The 19,417-nt window shown below is 60.0% G+C and carries 13 protein-coding genes and 1 pseudogene; 2 read left to right on the forward strand and 12 right to left on the reverse strand.

The features are described 5' to 3' along the window. Positions 1-3: 3 nt before the first annotated feature. The 11 genes from V8689_RS19005 to V8689_RS19055 all read right to left on the reverse strand — a co-directional run bounded on the left by V8689_RS19005 (position 4) and on the right by V8689_RS19055 (position 15,168). Positions 4-1,740 (reverse strand): OPT family oligopeptide transporter, encoded by a 1,737-nt coding sequence (locus V8689_RS19005; protein WP_056785895.1) that lies wholly within the window; start codon positions 1,738-1,740, stop codon positions 4-6. A 105-nt stretch (positions 1,741-1,845) separates the two neighbouring features. Beyond that, positions 1,846-2,907, reverse strand: coding sequence for a fimbrial protein (locus V8689_RS19010; protein WP_056785897.1), 1,062 nt, complete (start codon positions 2,905-2,907; stop codon positions 1,846-1,848). Between the two features lie 188 nt (positions 2,908-3,095). Next, positions 3,096-4,295, reverse strand: a complete 1,200-nt coding sequence (locus V8689_RS19015; RefSeq protein ID WP_056785900.1) for an EAL domain-containing response regulator — start codon at positions 4,293-4,295, stop codon at positions 3,096-3,098. 99 nt (positions 4,296-4,394) lie between these two features. Further along, entirely contained in the window at positions 4,395-8,033 is a 3,639-nt protein-coding gene (locus tag V8689_RS19020; protein WP_056785903.1) for a transporter substrate-binding domain-containing protein, read from the reverse strand. After that, positions 8,034-8,660, reverse strand: a complete 627-nt coding sequence (locus V8689_RS19025) for a response regulator transcription factor (RefSeq protein ID WP_056785906.1) — start codon at positions 8,658-8,660, stop codon at positions 8,034-8,036. Between the two features lie 112 nt (positions 8,661-8,772). Continuing rightward, the gene (locus tag V8689_RS19030) at positions 8,773-9,597 is read right to left on the reverse strand and encodes an EAL domain-containing protein (protein WP_056785909.1); all 825 of its coding nucleotides are present in this window, start codon (positions 9,595-9,597) and stop codon (positions 8,773-8,775) included. Next, positions 9,594-12,107, reverse strand: a complete 2,514-nt coding sequence (locus V8689_RS19035; RefSeq protein WP_056785911.1) for a fimbria/pilus outer membrane usher protein — start codon at positions 12,105-12,107, stop codon at positions 9,594-9,596. The genes V8689_RS19030 and V8689_RS19035 overlap by 4 nt, the downstream gene beginning before the upstream one ends. A gap of 77 nt (positions 12,108-12,184) precedes the next feature. Then, positions 12,185-12,934, reverse strand: coding sequence for a fimbrial biogenesis chaperone (locus V8689_RS19040; protein ID WP_056785913.1), 750 nt, complete (start codon positions 12,932-12,934; stop codon positions 12,185-12,187). 80 nt (positions 12,935-13,014) lie between these two features. After that, entirely contained in the window at positions 13,015-13,563 is a 549-nt protein-coding gene (locus tag V8689_RS19045) for a fimbrial protein (protein ID WP_056785916.1), read from the reverse strand. 185 nt (positions 13,564-13,748) lie between these two features. Next, entirely contained in the window at positions 13,749-14,444 is a 696-nt protein-coding gene (locus V8689_RS19050) for a tRNA (adenine(22)-N(1))-methyltransferase (RefSeq protein WP_056785918.1), read from the reverse strand. 10 nt (positions 14,445-14,454) lie between these two features. Beyond that, a complete protein-coding gene (locus tag V8689_RS19055) occupies positions 14,455-15,168 on the reverse strand; it encodes a FadR/GntR family transcriptional regulator (protein ID WP_056785921.1) in 714 nt (237 codons plus the stop codon). 336 nt (positions 15,169-15,504) lie between these two features. Between V8689_RS19055 and V8689_RS19060 the strand changes: the two genes are divergently transcribed. After that, positions 15,505-16,854 (forward strand): MFS transporter, encoded by a 1,350-nt coding sequence (locus V8689_RS19060; protein ID WP_056786949.1) that lies wholly within the window; start codon positions 15,505-15,507, stop codon positions 16,852-16,854. A gap of 19 nt (positions 16,855-16,873) precedes the next feature. Continuing rightward, on the forward strand, positions 16,874-18,199 hold the full coding sequence (gudD, locus tag V8689_RS19065; RefSeq protein WP_056785924.1) for a glucarate dehydratase: 1,326 nt from the start codon (positions 16,874-16,876) through the stop codon (positions 18,197-18,199). 196 nt (positions 18,200-18,395) lie between these two features. Here the strand turns inward: gudD and V8689_RS19070 are convergent. Continuing rightward, a pseudogene (locus tag V8689_RS19070) lies at positions 18,396-19,397 on the reverse strand (chitinase); the annotation flags it as partial. Between the last annotated feature and the right edge of the window lie 20 nt (positions 19,398-19,417).

Raw genomic sequence — 19,417 nt, forward strand, 5'->3', positions numbered from 1 at the left:
TGCCTAACTGATCATCTGCCACAACGAAGCGCCAACGCCGGTGATGCTCTCACCGGCAATCAAACCGGCCGCCGCGGTAATCGCGAAGCGCTCCGTCACGCTTGGCCAGCGGCAGCTCACGCACCAGGTGAGCACCGCGCCCAGCGCCATCATCATCGAAACCGAAGCGGGCAATACAAACGCCAACCCCAAGGCTGCCGCACTTGGCAGGTAGCGACTGCGGCGCGCAGGCAGTGTGCTGTCGAGCACGCCCAAGACCACGCCGATCAAGCCTGCGATGCCGATGGCCCAACGAATACTCGGCGACAGTGAGTGCAGGCCATGGGTCAGGGTTTGCGCCACGGCTTTCCAGGTGGCAACGGCCGGGGCCGGCCACTCTTCGGTAAGCAGCATGGTCTGTGGGTCAGGAATCAGCGCCAGGTAGGCGAATACGCCGACAATGCTGCCGACCAAAATCCCCAGGACCTGGGCTATAACCTGCTTGTGCGGCGTGGCGCCAATCGCCTTGCCCACCTTGAAGTCGTTCATCAGGTCTGTACATTGCCCGGCCGACCCGCCGGCAGTGTTGGCGCTCATCAGGTTGATCGGCACCTGCCCCGGCGCGACGACGCCAAAGCTCAGTTGAGACAATTGCCCGATGGCCCCAATCGGCGGAATGCCAGTGGCGCCGACCACGCGTGCGGCCACGGCGGCCAGGCAGATTGCCAGTGGGATGGTAAGAAACGCCATCCACAGGTTGATCCCGAATAGCATCGCCTGAAGGCTCACCACCAGCACCACCGCCAAGGCAAAACCGGCGGCGGGCACAGGCTTTGGCCTGGTCCAGGGTGTGCCGCCGTCGGCCTGGATAGAGCGGTGCAATGCCCATAAACGAATCGCCAGGGATGCCAAGGTGGAACACACCATCAAGCTCACCCCGGGCCAGAGCAGCCACGCCACCAGTACCGCAAACTGCGGGCCACTGCTGTCAGCCGCCAGGTTGACCAGCCCCTGCGCCAATAACCAAGGCCCTAACCCGCCCCATGCCAACAGGGCGCCGAGCAAGAGGGTCAGGCCCACGCGAATACCGATAATGCCACCAAACCCCAGCAACAACAGCGAAGGGTCGGCAGTAAACGTCAGACGCTCCAAATGAGCGGTCGGCGACCAGCGCGGCAAGGCCCACGCAAAGGTATCCACCCACTTCATCAGCCCCGACAGCAACGCGGCGCTGAGCAGCACTTTCAGGCGGGTCGCAGCCTCGCGACCATGGTTGTAGATATGCAGCAACGTTTCCAGGGTGGCCATGCCTTCGGGAAACGTCAGCGCCTTGTCATTGAGCAATGAGGGGCGCAAATACCAGGCTATCCAGATGCCCAGAAAACTCACGGAAAACACCCAGGCGATCATCGGGATCGCCTCCAACTGGTTGCCGGTGAGCAGGGTGTAAGCCGGGATGGGTGCCACCAGCCCGCCGGAAATGATCGAAGCGGCGGCCGAGGCGACAGTCTGGTTGATATTGCTTTCGTGCAGCGTCCACGGTAACTGCGTGGCAGAGCGTTTAGCCACACCCTGCCAGATCGCATAGCCGATCAGCAGGGCAATGATCGACATATTGAACGACCAGCCGATCTTCAAGCCTGCGTACACATTGGACGGTGTCAGCAGGATACCGAGCAGGATCCCAGTGATGACAGCGCGCAGGCTGAGTTCGCGCTCTATAGGGCTACCAGGCGCGATCATAAGCGAGGTGGCGGGCATACGAGTTCCTTTCGACAAAGCGACAGTGCGACCTGATAAGTGAGCGCTGTAGTTGCCGAAGGTTCAGCTCAGGGTGCGAAGCTCTGTGTCAAAGCCGGCACCTTTTCACCGATAAGTCACGGAAAAACTCGCATACCCGTTCGCCGACCCCGGCTGTGGCGTCGGCCCCTCACCGGTCTGGATGTAACGCGCCTGCAACGGCACAGTGGTTGTTCCATTCACCACCCGGGTCAGGCGTAGCGATTGGCCCAAGTTCATCGGGGTGCCGTTCTCACGCAATATCTGGATGGCCAAGCCCTGGGCTGTGGAATCACTCGACAGACTGAGGATGCCGTTAGCCGCATCGATGACCGTCGAGCTTTTGTTGGCGTCGATCTGAATAGCGGCATAGTTGTTGAAAAAATAGCCGTTTGTGTTTACTGGATAGTTATTACCGGCGATGCAGGCGTTGAGGGTGATGGCGAATGATTGCGCGGGGCTAGTGGAGCCCTTGCCATTGAACACGCGTTTTTCCCAGGTCCCCATGGGAACGTTGATCTGATTGCCGGGAGCGGCCGGCATGGAGCAGCCTGCCACCGTGACCGTGGCGGTGAAGTTCAGGTCGAAAATCGCGCCGCGGTCGGTCGATGCCCTGGCGACCAACTGGTTGATACTGTGGGTACCGGCCGGAATATCACCGGTTTTCACCAACAAATAACGCATCATGGCCGAAGGCATGCCCACCGCAAACGAACCGTTGTAGTTCATGCTGAAGGGAATAAAGCGCTCCGGGTTGCCCACAGGGCTCTCCCAGCCTGCCGCGAAACCCGTCATGTAAATGGCCAGGCCGATGCCCGGGACGTTGGTTTGCAACAACGCGTTGGCAGGTACCCGCATGGTGTCCACGGGTATGTTCGTTGCCAATGGCCCCATCAGAGTGGTGCTGTAGGACGCCGGTGCACCACAGGCCAGCGCGTCCCCAAAGCTCAGCTCGCGCAGCGTGAGCGCGGTATTGAGCGTACTGCCGACAGGTATGTCCCGGGGCGCGTAGACCACACCACCGGTCAGCGTCAGTTGTTTGGGAGTCCAGTCACTGCCCGCCCATGTACAGGCGGCCATGACGGGTGCCGAAAGCGACGCCAGCCCCAGTACGCCAAGGCATCCCAATAATCGTGAAATGAAATTCATGAACGAAGTCCCGCGAATGGATGGAGGCCCGTTGCAGGGGCCGGTTGCGTGGGAATTATCCGAACCTTCCACCGTTCGACCTGTAGCTTCCGTCCCGCGAACTTGTAGGAAATTTCCTAGTACTTTTTGCACAGGCCGTGTTCCGTCTTGCCCGGCCGAGGTCGACGGGCTACGGCCGGATGCCGGGACTAACGCAATCCCTGCGGATGTTTAAGCCAACGCAACAGATCCATCCCGCTCATCGGCCGGGCGTACCAGTAGCCTTGGCCCAGGGTGCAGCCCAGTTCGAGCAGTTTGCGGTGCTGCGCGGTGGTCTCGATCCCCTCGATCACCACCGACATGCCCAGGGTGTGTCCAAGCGCCAAGGTGCTGGCAATCACCGCCAGGCACCGCGGTTCTTCTTCAAGGGTGCGGACAAACTCTGCATCCAGCTTTATTTCGTTGAACGGCAATTGACACAACCGCTGCATCGAAGAAAACCCCGCGCCAAAGTCGTCGATAGACAAACGGCAGCCCATCATGCGCAGGTGCACCAGGCTGTCCAGGCTGACAGTGGAGGTTTCAAGCAGGCCACTCTCGGTGATTTCGAAGGTCACGCCGCAGCCCGCGGCGCTGTGGCGGGCCAATAGTTGCTTGACGTTGGCAACCAGCGTCAGGCTGCTCAATTGCCCGGCATGAAGATTGAACGCCATGTTGACTGAGACGCCCTGGCCCCGTGCCTGCGCTTGCACAGCCAGGGCCTGGGCCATTTTCGTATACAGCCATTCGTCCAGCAGGCCGCAACGCTCCAGCGTCGGCATGAATACCGAGGGCGACAGCGTGAGTCCAGACGGATGCTGCCAGCGAGCGAGCACCTCGACGCCCTCCACGTCCCCCGTCACCAAGTTGAACTTAGGCTGGTAAAACGGCTGTAGCTGCCCCTCGGCAAGCGCACGCCGAACCTGCGCCTCGCTGGCAACTTCATGCTCTGTGTATGCCAGCGGGCGTGTCTGAGGCCGTGGCTGAAGGCGCTTTTCAAGCAATTTGCGCAACGTGGGTGCTTGCAGCGGTTTTTCCATGTCCCCCAGAAACTCCAGGCCTAGTAACGACACCATCTGGCGCACGGCCCGCCGGAGATCCGCAGGCAGGGCGCTGCTGATAATGACCGCCCCGACTTGACCGCCCGCGCCCACACGCTGGATGAACTCCACCCCGTCCATACCCTCCATCTGCAAATCACACAGGGCCACATCGACCGGGCCGACCGCCTCCAGCAATGCCAACGCCTGGGCGCCGTCAGCGGCTTCAAAAACAGCGGAGCACCCCAACTGCTCCAGCAGCTTGACCGCATAGGAGCGCTGAAACGCGTGGTCTTCAAGTACCAGGATACGAAGCGGAAGGCTGGGCATGGCGGTCAACTCGGCGGAAGGAGTCCAGCCATTGTTCCGCGCCTGTAGGAACCGCTAATTAGGAAACGTCTCTGCGCACGTAGGAAATTTCCCAAGGCCCTAAGCCACGTACACGTCCAACTGAGCAGCCAGTTGTTCCATCGACTGCTGCAAGGTGTCGACTGCCGCGATCAGAACGGTTGAATCCAACCCCTCGGTCGCAATTTCCAGGGCCTCACAGGCGTCGATCAGCGCCGTGCAATTGATGATGCGAGCACCACCTTTGACCCGATGCGCCAGGTCAGCCAACCCTTGCATGTCATGCTGGGTAAACAACTGCAGTAGCCGCGCCATGTCGCTGGCGTTGCTGGCGGCCAGGTCGCCCAGCAGGCGCCTGGTTGATGCCGGGTCGCCACCTGCCAACTGCTCCAGAGCGCTGAGGTCGATCAACATCGCAAGGGGTGGGAGCGACATCACCTCAGTAACGGGTGAGGACGTGTGTGCGGCGGCCACGGCTAACCGTGCGCTCAGGTCCTTGAGGCTGATGGGTTTGAATACACAATCGTCCATGCCGGCATCGGCGCAGCGCAGCTTTTCTTCCGCCAGCGCATTGGCTGTGAAGCCCAGCACAAAGCAACGCGGTAGCCCGCGGGCGTCCTCTTCGTTGCGGATTGCGCGTGCCAGCTCGTAGCCGTTCATGATGGGCATATTGCAGTCGGTGATGACCACGTCGAACGTCTCGTTGCGCCAGGCCCGCAGGCCGTGGGCACCGTCCTCGGCATCGGTGACGTGGTGCCCCAGGTAGCTCAATTGCTGGGTCAGCAGCATGCGGTTAGCCGGGTAATCATCGACCACCAGGATATTCAAGGTTTCACCCGTCGCCTCCAGCTCGCCCTGCCCTTGCGGGTCGAAGGCCTGCGGCTCCAGGACAGGCAGGTCCAGTTGCACCGCCACCTGAGTACCCTGCCCCAGTGCGCTGTGCAAGGTCAGCGTTCCGTCCATCATTTCGCACAAGGTACGGCTGATCACCAACCCCAGCCCGGAACCGCCACGCGGCGATTGGCCGTGGTTTTCAGCCTGTGTGAAGGGGCTGAACAAGCGGTGCTGGTCGTGGGGCGAAATGCCCCGCCCGCTGTCTTCGACACGCACGCATAATTGCAGCCGCTGTTGCTCTGGCGAGTAGTCGGCCTGCGCGCTGAGGCGAACCTGGCCGGCATCGGTAAACTTGATTGCATTGCTTAATAGATTGGACAGCACCTGCTTGAAACGCAGAGGGTCAATCAGCACGTCGACGTTGTTCAGCGCCTGCATATCCAGAATCAAGGCCAGGTTTTTCTGTCGAGCCAGCCCGTCGAAGATCCGAGCGACGGACTCAATCAGTTCACGCACATTCGCACGCTCTGGCGCCAGCGACAAACGGCCCGACTCGATGCGGGCGATATCGAGGATGTCGCCGATCAGATCGAGCAAACCACGCGCAGCGCCCGACGCGACTTCAATAGACGGACGGTCCAGCACACCTTTGTCAGCCTTTTTCATGACCAGCTCGAGCATGCCGATGACCGCGTTCATCGGGGTGCGGATTTCATGGCTCATGGTCGCCAGGAATGTTGACTTTGCGCGGTTGGCATCGTCAGCGTCATCCTTGGCCAGTTGCAGCGCCTGGACCAGTTGCTGGCGTTCGCTGATGTCGATCCAGCCGGCGATCATACCGTTGACCCGTCCATCGTTGCCCCGATACGGCAGCATCCAGTGATAAATCGTCAGCGTCTGCCCGGAGGCCATGGTGAGCTTACGGTCCTGAATACTCGGCTCACCGCTGTCCATCACTTGCAGGTAGGCCTCGTGGTAGGCACGCGCCTGCACCACATCGCTTAGCACGCCCTCGGTGGCCAGCTTGCCGAGTACGGTTTGCATCTGCACGCCGAACGCCTGCAGGTAACCTGCGTTGCACGTCACCAACTTGCCTTCACGGTCACGCACATAGATCGGGTGCGGGGTACCGTTGATCAGCACCCGCATAAATTCCAGTTGGTCGCTGAGCGCCAGTTCAGCCTGGCGGCGCTTGCCAATGAGCCTGCGCAGATAGCCAATCCATCCGAGCGCCAGCAGCAGCAGGACGCCAGCAATGCCAAAGCCCTGGAGGATCGCGCTGCGATTGCGCAACCAATAGCTGTCGTCGATTACCACCTCGTTGCGCCAACGATTGGTCAACTCGTCCATTTCTTCCGGGGGAATACTCAGCAGCGCCTTGTCGAGGATCGAATACAGCTCCAGCGAGCCACGACTGGTGGCCAGGGCGATACGGGCCGGAACGGTGCCGACCGTACTGGTGACTTGCAGTCGATTACGGTACTGGCGCGAGATCATGTAGCGCGCGCTGATCAAGGAGTTCACAGCACCGTCAACCTCGCCGCGAGCCAGCATGGCCATGGCGTCCACCGCATTGCGGGCCGGGACCATCTGGACCTGGGGAAATTGCTCGGCCAGATACTCCTGCAGCACATTGCCGCGCACCAGGGCCAGACGCTTTCCCGCCATTTGGTCGAGGGTCTGGTAATCGGCCCCTGAGGCCGTTATCAAGACAAAGGGGTTGGTGAGGTACGGCCGCGTGAAGCGCAAGGTGTTTTCGCGCTCGATACTGGGGGTAAACGCCGCCAGCATATCGGCCTTGCCGCTGGTAACCAGGCCAATCAGGTCATGCACCGAATCAGCCCGTTGAAAATCGAATTTCAGGCCCGTGCGCTGGCTGATCTTGGTCAGCACATCCGCGCTGACGCCGCGGACCTTACCGTCGCTGTCGATAAACGTCAGCGGCAGGTAATTCTCGTTGATGGCGACGCTTACCCGCGGATGCTCATTCATCCAGCGCTGCTCGCGGATACTGAAATGCAGGGTCGGCCGGCCCGGCATGCTGGCGCCACCGACGCCCCAGCGGCGCAGGATCGTCATGCGTTCTGAGGTGGGAATCGCCTCGAGCGCGCTATTGAGCACGCGCAACAACTGCGTATTGTCACGGTTGACGGCGAACGCGAACGCCTGCACTTCCATGCGTGAAAAATCGCTGAGCTGGACGTTGTTGAGGTAGTTTTTCTTGATCAGGTAGTTGGAGCTGATCGAGTCGCCCAGGTAGACATCGGCCTGCCCGAACGCGACGGCACCGAGGGCGCTCAAGGTCGAGGGGTAAAGCTGCACGGACGCCTTTGGATAAAATTGCTCAACGACCGTTTGCGGCAAATAGTGATACAGCATTGCCACACGCTTGCCCGCCAGGTCGATGGGCAATGACTGGCCTTCACCGATGCGCGTGACCAACACCGGCTGATCATCGGCATAGCTCGAGGTCAGGGCCAGTTGCGGATCGTTGGCCTCATAGCCATTGGCAGTGCCCAACAGATCGACCTCACCGCTTTTGAGTGCCGTGATCAGTTGGGCGCGCGAATCATAACGGCGCACCTGCACATCAACGTGTAACAGTTGCGCGATCAGTTGTGCATAGTCGGCGGTGAGGCCTTCGTAGTCGCCGCTGTTGCCGGTGATAGCAAAAGGCGAATAGTCAGGTGCCGAGGTACCCAGCACGACACTGCGCTTTTGCCGCAACCAATGCCAATCAGGTTCGTCGAGGGCTACCGAATAGTCGTTCGCCGCCGAACGCCCGACGAGCCTGAACGCTTCAGCTTCGGCATGGGCGAGTGGCACAGTGCCCAACGCCACCGTCAGCATCAGGGCTACAAGGCCGTATCTAAGGAACAGGATCATCTAGATCAGGTTGTTGCGCTTGGCGAAATCGGCGAGGTAAACCACCGATTTGACGTTGAGTTTCTCGATCAGGCGCGTTTTGTAGGTACTGATGGTTTTGTTGCTCAGCAACATCGAATCGCCAATTTCCTTATTGCTCAAGCCCATGGCTAACTGTTGCAGGATCGTCAGCTCGCGATCGGACAGCGTTTGAATAAGCTCCAGGTCGGTGGTCTCGACATCGCTACGGCGCACCGAGCTGGTCGCCAGGTTGGGGAAGAACGTATAGCCATCCATGATGGCCTTGATCGCCTTAACCAGCTCCTCAAGCCCATTGGTCTTGGAGATGAATCCGGCGGCCCCGGCCTTCATGCAGCGCATCGAATAAAACTGCGCCGACTGCGAGGTCAGCACCAGCACCTTGCACGGCACACCCAGGTTGACGATCCGCGAGATGACTTCCAGGCCGTCCAGTTTTGGCATCGTGATATCCAGCACGACCAGGGCCGGGGTATGTTCGCGTACCAGTTGCAACGCATCGGCGCCGTTGTCGGCTTCGCCTACCACGTCAAAACCTTCCTGTTGTAACAGCACCTTGACTGAAGAGCGAATGAACGGATGATCGTCCACAACTATCGCTTTAAACATACAGACCTCTGTAGGAACATCGGCATACGAACGCCAAACTCACGCCGAAAATACACGAGCGTGAGCCAAGTGTAGGAAATTTCGCAATAATTGCTCCGCCCACGAGCGAGCTTCATTTTGCAGGCTGGGCTGTACCCAACCATTGCAGCAGGTCCCGCCCGTTCATTGGCCGAGCCAGGAAAAAACCCTGGCCGGTCACGCAGCCCAGTTGCAGCACACTGTTACGCACGCGTAGGCTGCTGATGCCTTCGATCACCAGGCTCATGCTTAATGACTGAACCAGCGCCTGGGTGGCCGCAACCATCGCACGGTGATTAGGCCGAGCGAGGCGGCGCACAAACCGGCCATCCAGTTTGACCTGAGTGAATGGCATCTCGCACAGCGACTTGAGGGAGGTAAACCCCACACCAAAGTCGTCGATTGCCAGGCCACAACCCAGCAGCCGCAGGCGCAACAGGCTATGACGCAGGCTGGGTGCACAGAGCAGCAGGCCGTTTTCCGCCAGCTCGAAAGTCAGCGTCGATCCCTTGAAACCATGGCCATCCAGGGCGTACCGGATGTGGTCGACCAACCGCCCATCCACCAGCTGCGACGCATGCAGGTTGAACGCCAATGTCAGGTTCACGCCCTGCTGACGCAGCACGCCCAGCAGGCTCAAGCCCTGCTCGAGTAATTGCTTGAACATTTGATCGATCAAGTCATACGCCAGCACTGCGCCTAGAAAATCTACCGGCAACAGCACGCCCCGCGCCGGATGTTCCCAACGCACCAACGCTTCTACAGCCACCACCGCGCCGCTGCGCAGGTGCAACTGCGGCTGATACCAGGCGCGGAACTCCCCCAGGGCCAGGCCATGACGGACTTCGTTTTCACTCGGCAATGGGCGTATCACCTGGCTAAGTGCTGGGTCGTGATTCTCCGGTCCGCGGCTTTTCATGGCGCGCTACACGTCGTGCTCATTACCCGATAGCCGTCAACCACCGGGGCCTTGCTGATATCCAACACTATCGAGCAGCGTTGCGACGCCTTTTCGCCCCACTTCATGCTGTAAACCTTGCCATCATTGACCGACAACAAAACCTGGCCGGCCTGCCCCACCACCCCGGCGCCAATGCCTTTTTCATCCACCACCGTGGTACCAAATGGCAATAGCGAACCGTCCGTGAGGCGCACATTGAGCAATACCTTCTCCGAGCGACTGGCAGCGAAGCTTGCTTTGACTACGGCACCTCGGCGCGGCACTACATTCGTCACGCCTTCGTCAATATCCACGCGGGTATCCAGTTCGCTGGTGTCGAGTGCCACACGGTTTTTGCGATAAGGCGTCACATAGGGCACCAGTGCGTAGCCCTTGCTGTTAGTAAGGGTGCCAGGCGCATTGAGTACGCCAACGTCCGGCGTGTCCTTGACCTCCACCAGCGCCACTGTTTCACCGAGGATTTGACCGAATTCCACGCCGTCGGCATGCGCCAACACCGAGCCTGCTGCACTCACCGACGTCTGGCGGTAGTTACTGCCGACACTGACACCGGCACCCAGTTGTGCAAACGGCGCGCGGTAGCCTAGCAAGGCCGACCCATTATTGCCGGCGCTCTCTGCGCGGTTGGCGTTGACGTTGTAGGTGACTGCGCCATTGCTGCCGCTCACACCGGCGCGCTGGTCCAGGCTACCGTCGTTGTTTCGGGTGACCGAATAGGTGCCGGTGCTGCGCGTCTGGCCCAGGGGCATCGACACCGTGAACACCAACTGGTTGTTTTGCCCATAGTTGTCGGTCAGCGTCTTGCTGGCGTACACCCCATAAGACACGCTTTTGTACTGGGTGTTGAAACCCACTTGCAGCTGTTTGTCCTGGCGTGAAGAGCCCCAATAATTTTGCTGGCTCATGTTGAGGTAGAACGAGCCGTAGCGGTCCAGTGCCTGGTTGACACTGGCTTCAAGTTTGCTGCGCTTGGAAAAGCGGTTGTAGTCGTTATTCGGCTCCTGCAGGCGCACGGCCTCGTCGAAATCACGATAGCCTTCGGTCGAATAACGATACCCGGCGAAACGCACCGATGTGCCGGTCTCGAACGCCTTGCCGTAACGCACGCCAACGCTCTGGCCATTTTGCTGGGAACGCTGAGCGCCGGCCGCCTTCGGCACTTCAGTGCTGGCTTGGGTCACATCGATGGACACCGCACCCAGGCTACCCAGGCTCTTGCCGACGCCAGCCACGCCGGCGCGGTAGAAATCGGCACCCAACACGCCGCCATACACCGTCAAGTCAAATGGCAACCCATAAGCCAACGAAGCTTGCGCAAAGGCGGGCCGCTGGCCGCCATCAACGGCGTTGTATTGCCCGGCGGTCAGGCTGTAGCGCCAGGTATTTTCCCGCAGCATGTTGCCCAGCGTCGCGTAGGGCTGGGTGAAACGCCGTTCGCGGCCGTCGGCCTCGGTGATGATGATCTCCAGATCGCCACTGCCCGAGGCGGCGTTGAGGTCGTCAATCTCGAAGGCGCCTGGGGCGACATAGGTGGTATAGAGCGAATAACCGTTCTGCCGCACCTCCACCTTGGCCTGGGTTTCGGCAATACCGCGGATCACAGGTGCATACCCCTGCATCGAATCCGGCAACATGCCCATGTCGGACGCCACCTGCACGCCGCGAAAAGGAATACTGTCGAAGACATCGCCCGGCGTAAAACTTTCACCCGCCGTCAGGGTACCCTTGATCGCGGTGAGATCACGTTGTGCGTAGGTGTTACTGCGCTGCCATTCACGCTTGCCTTCCTCGTCCTGGCGAAACGATGAGCTGCTGCGAAAGCGCCAGTCCCCCAGGTTGAAGCCACCACTGGTGTACAGGCTGTATTGGGTGCCATTGCCCCTAGCATCGGACTGGGTCTGCGCCGCCGAAAACTGGTAGTTGAGCATCGCGGCGTTGATCCCTCGATCCCAATCCTGCGGGGCGACATAACCGGCCGCATCACGGCGCAACGCGATCTGCGGCACGCTGATGTCCAGAGCCAATCGGTTGGCGTCGAAGCTGACCGAAGCGCCCTCTACCATGCCCGCCAGGTCAATGCATGGCGGCAGTGCTTCACCAGGCACCTGGAACGCATCCAGTTTGACCCCAAGCTCCTTGAGAAACGCTGCCGACAAACAGGCGCGTACTTCGCCGCTTTTTGCATCCGGCGCGAAGGTCATATCGCGTCGGTCGAAAAAACTCTGGTTCAGGCGAACCACGACCGGGTAAGTACCAGGGCCGATACTGGCGCTGTTGGCAACCGCATCGAGGTCCAGGTTCGGCCCGGCACTGGCGCCGCCGAATGACTGCATGAAACTGGCATCAAACTTCGGCGTTTCATCGGCGTGAGCAATGCTGCCCATCAACGCGGCCAAAATCGCAGCGGACAGGCGCAACGGCGTAAACGGCACGGACGGGCAGTCCAGGGTCGAGGCATCGATTCGCATGACAATACTCAATACGCTGGCGTCACGTTGCATCGGCAACGTTAGGGCGTGTTCGCAAGGGAAAGGGTTGAAAGCGCTTAAGGAGCGCTGTTCAGGGGCACGGTCGAGGGTGCGCTGTAACCGCCGAAATCGTTGATGGCAGAGAACGTCACTTGACCGCTGCGGCTGTTGAAACCTGGCAACGGGTATTGCTGGCTGCTCATCGGGGCGACCATCTTCGGCTCGCTGACTTCCAGCGATTGCGCGCCGGCAGCGACTTTCACGCCGATGAACGAAACGTGAAACGACGAAGGGTTGTTCACCACCAGCATCGTCTTGCCCTGTTGCTGCACGAGGCTCCAGCGCAACTGCTCAAGCGCGTCCAGAGCACTGCCCTTGAGGCCGGCAGGGCGATAGAACAACTTGATGCGCGTACGCATGGCGATCTTCAGGGTGTTCTCGTCCGCCTTGCCCGCCACCGGGATTTCCTGGGCGTTGAAATAGAACACCGACTCACGATCCTTGGGCAATTGGCCCGGTACTTTCTGGATACGCACCATTTGCTCTTTGTGCGGGTCCAGGCGAAACAGCGGTGGCGTCGCCACGAAGGGGGTCGCAGTGGTGTTGTCGTCAGCCTCGGTATTGATCCAGGTCTGCACCGCGTAAGGTTGCGCAGTGGTGTTGCCAACGGTGATGGACGCGTCACGCTTGCTGCCATCGAACACAATTCGTGTGCCACCGAGCATTACGCCGGCCTGGCTGACGCTGCCCAGCAGCGCGCTGCTCAACAACACTGCCAGCATCGCTGCGGTTTTCAATGAAGTTTTGGTACGTTGCATTTCGATCATCCTCTTGGCGCGACGGTCACAAGACCGCCGAGCGGGGAAGCACAGCCGGGAATGATCCCCCGGCTGCCCATCGACAGGCGTTACTGGTAGTCGACAGTGAACGCCGCTTTCGCGTTGGCAGGGCCAGCGGTCGCCGTACCGGTCGCGATGTAGTTGGCGGTGAAGCGCAGCGGTTGGGTCAGATCCAGGTAAGGCGAGGACTCCAGGCCGACTTGCACGTCTTTGCCAGTTGCGTCCTTGATTTGCACAGCAACGTTATTGGCCACGCCCGCTTCGGGCGTGAGACCGATCCACTGTCCGCTGGCACCGGCATTTCCGCTCAGCGACAGGAACTTGACCACGGCTTTCTTACCAGTGACGCTGCAACCTGGAGCAGTGGTATCGATAGTCAGCGTGAACGCACCGCCGCCAGCTATCTGCCCAGCCGAAGCCAGGGACGTCACAGGAACGCTGCCCAGGCCCACATCACCGGCGCCTGCCGAACCGTTCAAGTCATCGACCACAACCGGGCAGGTGTTATCGGTCACGCTGCCGATGAAGTTGATTTCACCGTCCGCAGCCATTGCAGCTTGCGAAGCGCCCGCCAGAACCAGAGCCAGGGTCAAACCTTTGAGAGCAAACTTTTTCATGATCACATCCACAATAATGAAGAGGTGTCTGCAAGCCTTTCTGCAGGCCTTCAGACGGATCGACGTGGCAACCCGACTGCGGGATAGCGCGTTTCGTCTGGGTCCATTATCGGAATGCGGGGGGTACGTCTATGTAGGAAGCGTCGCTATGCTTGTAGGAAATTTCCTAGCACTTTCAACAGTGCTCAGCCGAGCATTTGAGTGATCCATCCAATCTGCCGGGCAATCTCCTGGCGTTTATCTTCGGGCACCTTGTGCCGAGCTTGTTGGAAGCTGGTCAGCGTTTTCTGCTTCTTGCCTAACAGGCGTTGCCACTTCGCCAAAAATACCGGGCTACGCGCTTGCAGATGTCGCGGCCCGAAATACAGTTGCTCTTGGGTGTAGATCACCGGCCCGGCACATTCGGCAACGATGATTTCGTAGTAAAAACGGTTCTCCCGCAACACCTCTTCGTGCAGGATCTGGTAGCCGTTGTCCATCAACCATTGGCGCAGCGGCTGCTCGCCGCCGTTGGGTTGCAGGACCAGGCGCTCGCGGCCATTGAGGTGTGCCTTGCCGCTGTCGAGGATGTCGCGGATGGTCTCGCCGCCCATGCCGCACAGGCTGATGGCGGTAATGTCATCGCCCGCTTCAATCGCCGCCAAGCCATCGGCTAGGCGCACGCTGATGCACTGTTCCAGGCCGTTATCGCCCACGGTACGGTTGGCCCCGTGAAACGGCGTGGCGGCCACCTCTCCCGCCACCGCTGCTGTGATAACGCCACGGCGCATCAACGCCACCGGCAGGTAGGCGTGGTCCGAGCCGATATCGGCCAGGCGGGCACCGGCCGGCACATGTGCGGCCACGCGCTCCAGGCGCTGGGACAAAGTGTGTTCGTTCAACGGTGGTTCCTTAGGATTGCCCGGAAAATCGATCCCGGCTGTTGGTCAAGTGCAGCACCATGGCCGCCCGTGCGGCGTCCGGGTCCTGGCGCTTGATAGCGTTGTAGATGGCCTCGTGTTCCAGGTTCGCCAACTGCCCCAATTGAGCAAAGTCCGCGCCGCCGCGCTCGACGGCATTCACCTGGGTACGCGGAATCATCGCCGTGCCCAGGTGCTGCATGATGTCGGTGAAAAACGTATTGCCGGTGGCCTCGGCGATCAGTTGGTGAAAGCGCTTGTCCTCCTCCACGCAGCTGTCGTTGTTGGCCAGGGAGGCTTGGTAGTCGTCCAGCGCCTGGCGCATGTGGGCCAGTTGCACTTCGCTCCTGCGTAGCGCGGCCAAGGCCACCGCTTGCACTTCCAGGCCCAGGCGCAGTTCGAGCATGTTGCGCACGCTGGCGACTGTGTCCACGTGCAAGCGCAAGCCTGGCTGGGTGTGCTGCGCCAGCACAAAGGTGCCGATGCCGTGACGCGTCTCCACCAGCCCCGACGCCTGCAGCTTGGACAAGGCTTCACGCACCACGGTACGGCTCACCCCATGCTCAAGCACGATGGTGGATTCGGACGGCAGTTTTTCACCCGGCTTGAGTTGCCCCAGCTGGATGCGCTGGGTCAGCGCCTCGACCACACCCTGGGCCAGGTTGGCGGAACGTTTACGCACAGGCGGTGTGCTTTTAATCGGCATCGAGACGGGTCCACGGGGTTGGGCTGGGGGGAGCTTATCACTCTGAGCGCACGGGGCGTCGGGTGGCGGCGAAAAACACTTAGCTTGTATGACAACATACTCATCTCACCTCGCCCGACCATGTCTTCGCTTTGAGAGAAGCGTACATGCCGAGCCGCCTCAAGCGGGTCAAAACCCAATAAAATCTGGCAAATAACCAAAATAGCCAATCTCAATACCGGCTTATAAGAACAAAATCACCCCTCACAGGATTGCGGCTTTCAAAAAACAACTTGTATGATGTCTGTCAACAAAACACCAAACCCGCATAAAAATAATCAGGGGGAGTTTTCATTCGTGAAGCATTCAAGCCCAGCCTCAGCCGCACCCGAAAGTGATTCAGCACTCAGCCGCGCCGTGAGCAAAGTGAAGGGCCATGTGCTCCCACTGTTCGTGGTCATGTTCATCCTCAACTACATCGACCGGGTCAATATCGGCTTCGTGCGCACGCACATGGAGCATGATCTGGGCATCGGCGCAGCCGCCTACGGCTTCGGCGCCGGGCTGTTCTTCATTGGCTATGCGTTGTTCGAAGTGCCGTCCAACATGCTGCTGCAAAAGGTCGGTGCGCGTATCTGGCTGACCCGCATCATGTTCACCTGGGGCATCGTTGCCACGCTGATGGCGTTTATCCAAAACGAAACCCACTTCTACATCCTGCGTTTCCTGCTGGGTGTGGCAGAGGCCGGTTTCTTCCCCGGCGTGATCTATTACTTCACCCGCTGGTTGCCCGGCGTGGAGCGCGGCAAGGCCATCGCGATCTTCCTCAGTGGCTCGGCGGTCGCGTCATTGATCTCCGGGCCGTTGTCGGGCGCGTTGTTGCAGATCGAAGGCTTTGGTCTGCATGGCTGGCAATGGATGTTCGGCATCGAGGGCCTGGCCTCGGTGGCGCTGGGCTTCTTCGTGTGGTTCTGGCTCGACTCCAAACCCCATGACGCCAAATGGTTGAGCCGCGAAGAACAGGATGCGCTGGTAGGCGCCATCGATCAGGAACAGCGTGATCGCGAAGCCCTGACCACGGTCAAACCCACCCTCGGCAAGCTGCTCAAGGACCGCCAGATCCTGCTGTTTTGCGCCCTGTATTTTTGCATCCAATTGACGATCTATGCCGCCACCTTCTGGCTGCCGAGCATCATCAAAAAGATGGGGGACCTGAGCGACGTGCAAGTGGGCTTCTTCAACTCGATCCCTTGGCTGATCTCGATCATTGCCATGTACGCCTTCGCGTCGCTGTCGGGCAAGTTCAAGTTCCAGCAGGCCTGGGTCGCTGCGGCGCTGTTGATCGCCGCGGTGGGGATGTTCATGTCCACCACGGGCGGGCCGATCTTCGCCTTCGTTGCGATTTGCTTTGCGGCCATCGGTTTCAAATCCGCGTCTTCGCTGTTCTGGCCGATCCCCCAGGGCTACCTGGATGTACGGATCGCCGCCGCCGTGATCGCGCTGATCAACTCCATCGGCAACCTGGGCGGCTTTGTCGCGCCGACCACCTTTGGCTTTCTGGAGCAGACCACCGGCTCGATCCAGGGCGGGCTGTATGGCCTGGCCTGCACCTCGGTGCTCGCGGCCATCCTGGTGTTCTTTGCCAAGACTTCACCCTCTGCCGTAACGGGCGTGCCCAGCAGCGCCGCCATCAGCAAACCTCTTTGAACTCAGCCAGGAACGCGCCATGAATACCCCTGTAGTCACCCACTTCCAAGTCGTCCCCGTCGCCGGCCACGACAGCATGTTGCTCAACCTCAGCGGCGCCCACGGCCCTTTCTTCACGCGCAATATCGTTATCCTCAAGGACAGCAGCGGCAACACCGGCGTGGGCGAAGTGCCCGGCGGCGAGCGCATTCGCCAAACCCTGGAAGATGCTCGCAGCCTGGTGATTGGCCAGCCGATTGGCCAATACCAGCGCGTGCTCAACCAGATGCGCAGCACCTTTGCCTCGCGGGACGCCGGCGGTCGCGGCCTGCAAACCTTCGACCTGCGCATCACCATTCACGCCGTCACCGCCATGGAGGCCGCACTGCTCGATTTGCTGGGCCAGTTCCTCGAAGTGCCGGTGGCCGCCTTGCTGGGCGAAGGCCAGCAACGCGACGCAGTGAAGATGCTCGGCTACCTCTTCTATGTGGGTGATCGCAACGCGACCGACCTGGCCTACCGCAACGAGGCCGACGCCGATGATGACTGGTTCCGCCTGCGCCATGAAACAGCCCTGACCAGCGATGCCGTGGTGCGCCTGGCCGAAGCGGCCCAGGCCAAATACGGCTTTAACGACTTCAAGCTCAAGGGCGGCGTTTTGAGTGGCGACGCAGAAATCGAAGCCGTCACTGCGCTGGCCGAACGCTTTCCCGATGCGCGCATCACCCTTGACCCCAACGGCGCCTGGTCGCTCAAGGAAGCCATCCGCCTGTGCCGCGACCAGCATCAGGTACTCGCCTATGCCGAAGACCCCTGCGGCGCAGAAAACGGTTATTCAGGCCGCGAAGTCATGGCCGAATTCCGCCGCGCCACGGGCCTTAAAACCGCCACCAACATGATCGCCACCGACTGGCGGGAAATGGGCCACGCCATCCAGCTGCAATCGGTGGACATTCCCCTCGCCGACCCGCACTTCTGGACCATGCAAGGCTCGGTGCGCGTCGCGCAAATGTGCAACGACTGGGGCCTGACCTGGGGCTCGCATTCCAACAACCACTTCGATATTTCCTTGGCGATGTTTACCCAAGTGGCGGCGGCCGCCCCCGGCGAGATCACCGCCATCGATACCCACTGGATCTGGCAGGACGGCCAACGCCTGACGCGCGAACCGTTGAAGATTGAAGGGGGTTACGTAAAGGTGCCTGCCAAGCCGGGCCTGGGTGTGGATATCGATATGGACGCGGTAGCCAAGGCTCATGAACTGTACAAAGGCATGGGCCTTGGGGCGCGGGATGACAGTGTGGCGATGCAGTTCCTGATTCCGGGTTGGGGCTTTGATAACAAGCGGCCTTGCTTGGTGCGGTAAATCGGCTTTACGAACGCTCAGCGCAATTTGAGCGTGACGCAAAAAATCCGATGCCCAAACAGGCATCGGATTTTAGTCAGATCAGAAGCTTAGCGGTTTGACCTCTGGCACGTCTGCCAGAGACCTCTTTGCGCTACTGCTGATTGGCGGCCTCGAGCTCCGCCGCCTCATGCTCCAGGCCAGAGAGAGCAGTGCCATTGATCATCGGGCCATAACGGCGGCTGAATTCCCAGTTGTAGGGCACGTGGTCTTTGCTGATGCCGTTGTCCCAATTCACCGACCAGGTCATCAGGCCCTTGATCGACAATCCTTTGTCGTGCAAACGCTTGAAGGTATTGGTCACGGCTGTTGGGTCGATCACGTAACCGGTGGCAGCTGCGTCGACGTTCGCAGGCAGGCCAATCACCAACTTGTCTGCCGGGATTCTGGTAAACCCGCGCGTTCCGCTCACCAGACTTTCGGTGAGGTAAAACAGGAAGTCCTCTTTCATCGCATCGTTGTTCTGAGCAATCCAGGCGCCGTTGCCCTGGTTGACCTCCTGCACCCAGATGCCGTCGCCCCCCTGGTTGTAATACTGCGGGGCAATGAAGTCGTAATAGCCTTCCAGCGCCTGGATGTAACCGACGTATTTGCCGGCAGTGGTGAGGTACGGAAACTCCGGCGCCATGCTGATGATGAAGTGTTTGCCTTGACCTGCGTAGTGGTCCTTGACCAGTTTCAACGCGGCGGGCAGGACAGTCTTGTTGTCGGCGAAATCAATCGCGCTCTGTTCAAGATCGATATCCAGGCCGTCAAAGCCATAGGTTTCCACCAGGCGGATAATCTCATTGGCCAGTGGCTGTTCGTTGCCTTTATGCAGTTCGATATGTGCATCGGCGCCGCCAAGGGAAATCAGCACCGCCCTGCCCTGGCTGTTCAGCACGCCCACCTGACGACGAAACTCGGCGTCCGACAGGTTGTACGGCTTGAAGGTTGGGATACCGTTGCCCTTCATGAAGGCCACGGCCACCACGTTGTAATCCTTGGGTACATCCGCCAGGCTGATAGTGGCGAACTGGCCACGTTGGTAGCCATCGCTCGGGCCGGCAGGCCAGTTGTGCCAGAAGCCCATGAGGATCTTTTTGCCGGCAATGCTCGGCATCAGCGAAGCGGCATCGTTAAGCGGCGATTGCAGTGAGGTAAAGTCAATCTTTGACATGTTCTAATCCTTCAGAACGT

This window comes from Pseudomonas sp. AK181, assembly GCF_051122975.1.
In the GTDB taxonomy this organism is placed as follows: domain Bacteria; phylum Pseudomonadota; class Gammaproteobacteria; order Pseudomonadales; family Pseudomonadaceae; genus Aquipseudomonas; species Aquipseudomonas lactis.

Excerpts from the sequence above, each read along its gene's own strand:
- V8689_RS19040 (WP_056785913.1), bottom strand. The coding sequence starts at position 12,934 with ATGATCGAAATGCAACGTACCAAAACTTCATTGAAAACCGCAGCGATG.
- V8689_RS19030 (WP_056785909.1), bottom strand. The coding sequence starts at position 9,597 with ATGAAAAGCCGCGGACCGGAGAATCACGACCCAGCACTTAGCCAGGTG.
- V8689_RS19020 (WP_056785903.1), bottom strand. The coding sequence starts at position 8,033 with ATGATCCTGTTCCTTAGATACGGCCTTGTAGCCCTGATGCTGACGGTG.
- V8689_RS19035 (WP_056785911.1), bottom strand. The coding sequence starts at position 12,107 with ATGCGAATCGATGCCTCGACCCTGGACTGCCCGTCCGTGCCGTTTACG.
- V8689_RS19055 (WP_056785921.1), bottom strand. The coding sequence starts at position 15,168 with ATGCCGATTAAAAGCACACCGCCTGTGCGTAAACGTTCCGCCAACCTG.
- V8689_RS19025 (WP_056785906.1), bottom strand. The coding sequence starts at position 8,660 with ATGTTTAAAGCGATAGTTGTGGACGATCATCCGTTCATTCGCTCTTCA.
- V8689_RS19005 (WP_056785895.1), bottom strand. The coding sequence starts at position 1,740 with ATGCCCGCCACCTCGCTTATGATCGCGCCTGGTAGCCCTATAGAGCGC.
- gudD (WP_056785924.1), top strand. The coding sequence starts at position 16,874 with ATGAATACCCCTGTAGTCACCCACTTCCAAGTCGTCCCCGTCGCCGGC.
- V8689_RS19015 (WP_056785900.1), bottom strand. The coding sequence starts at position 4,295 with ATGCCCAGCCTTCCGCTTCGTATCCTGGTACTTGAAGACCACGCGTTT.
- V8689_RS19010 (WP_056785897.1), bottom strand. The coding sequence starts at position 2,907 with ATGAATTTCATTTCACGATTATTGGGATGCCTTGGCGTACTGGGGCTG.
- V8689_RS19045 (WP_056785916.1), bottom strand. The coding sequence starts at position 13,563 with ATGAAAAAGTTTGCTCTCAAAGGTTTGACCCTGGCTCTGGTTCTGGCG.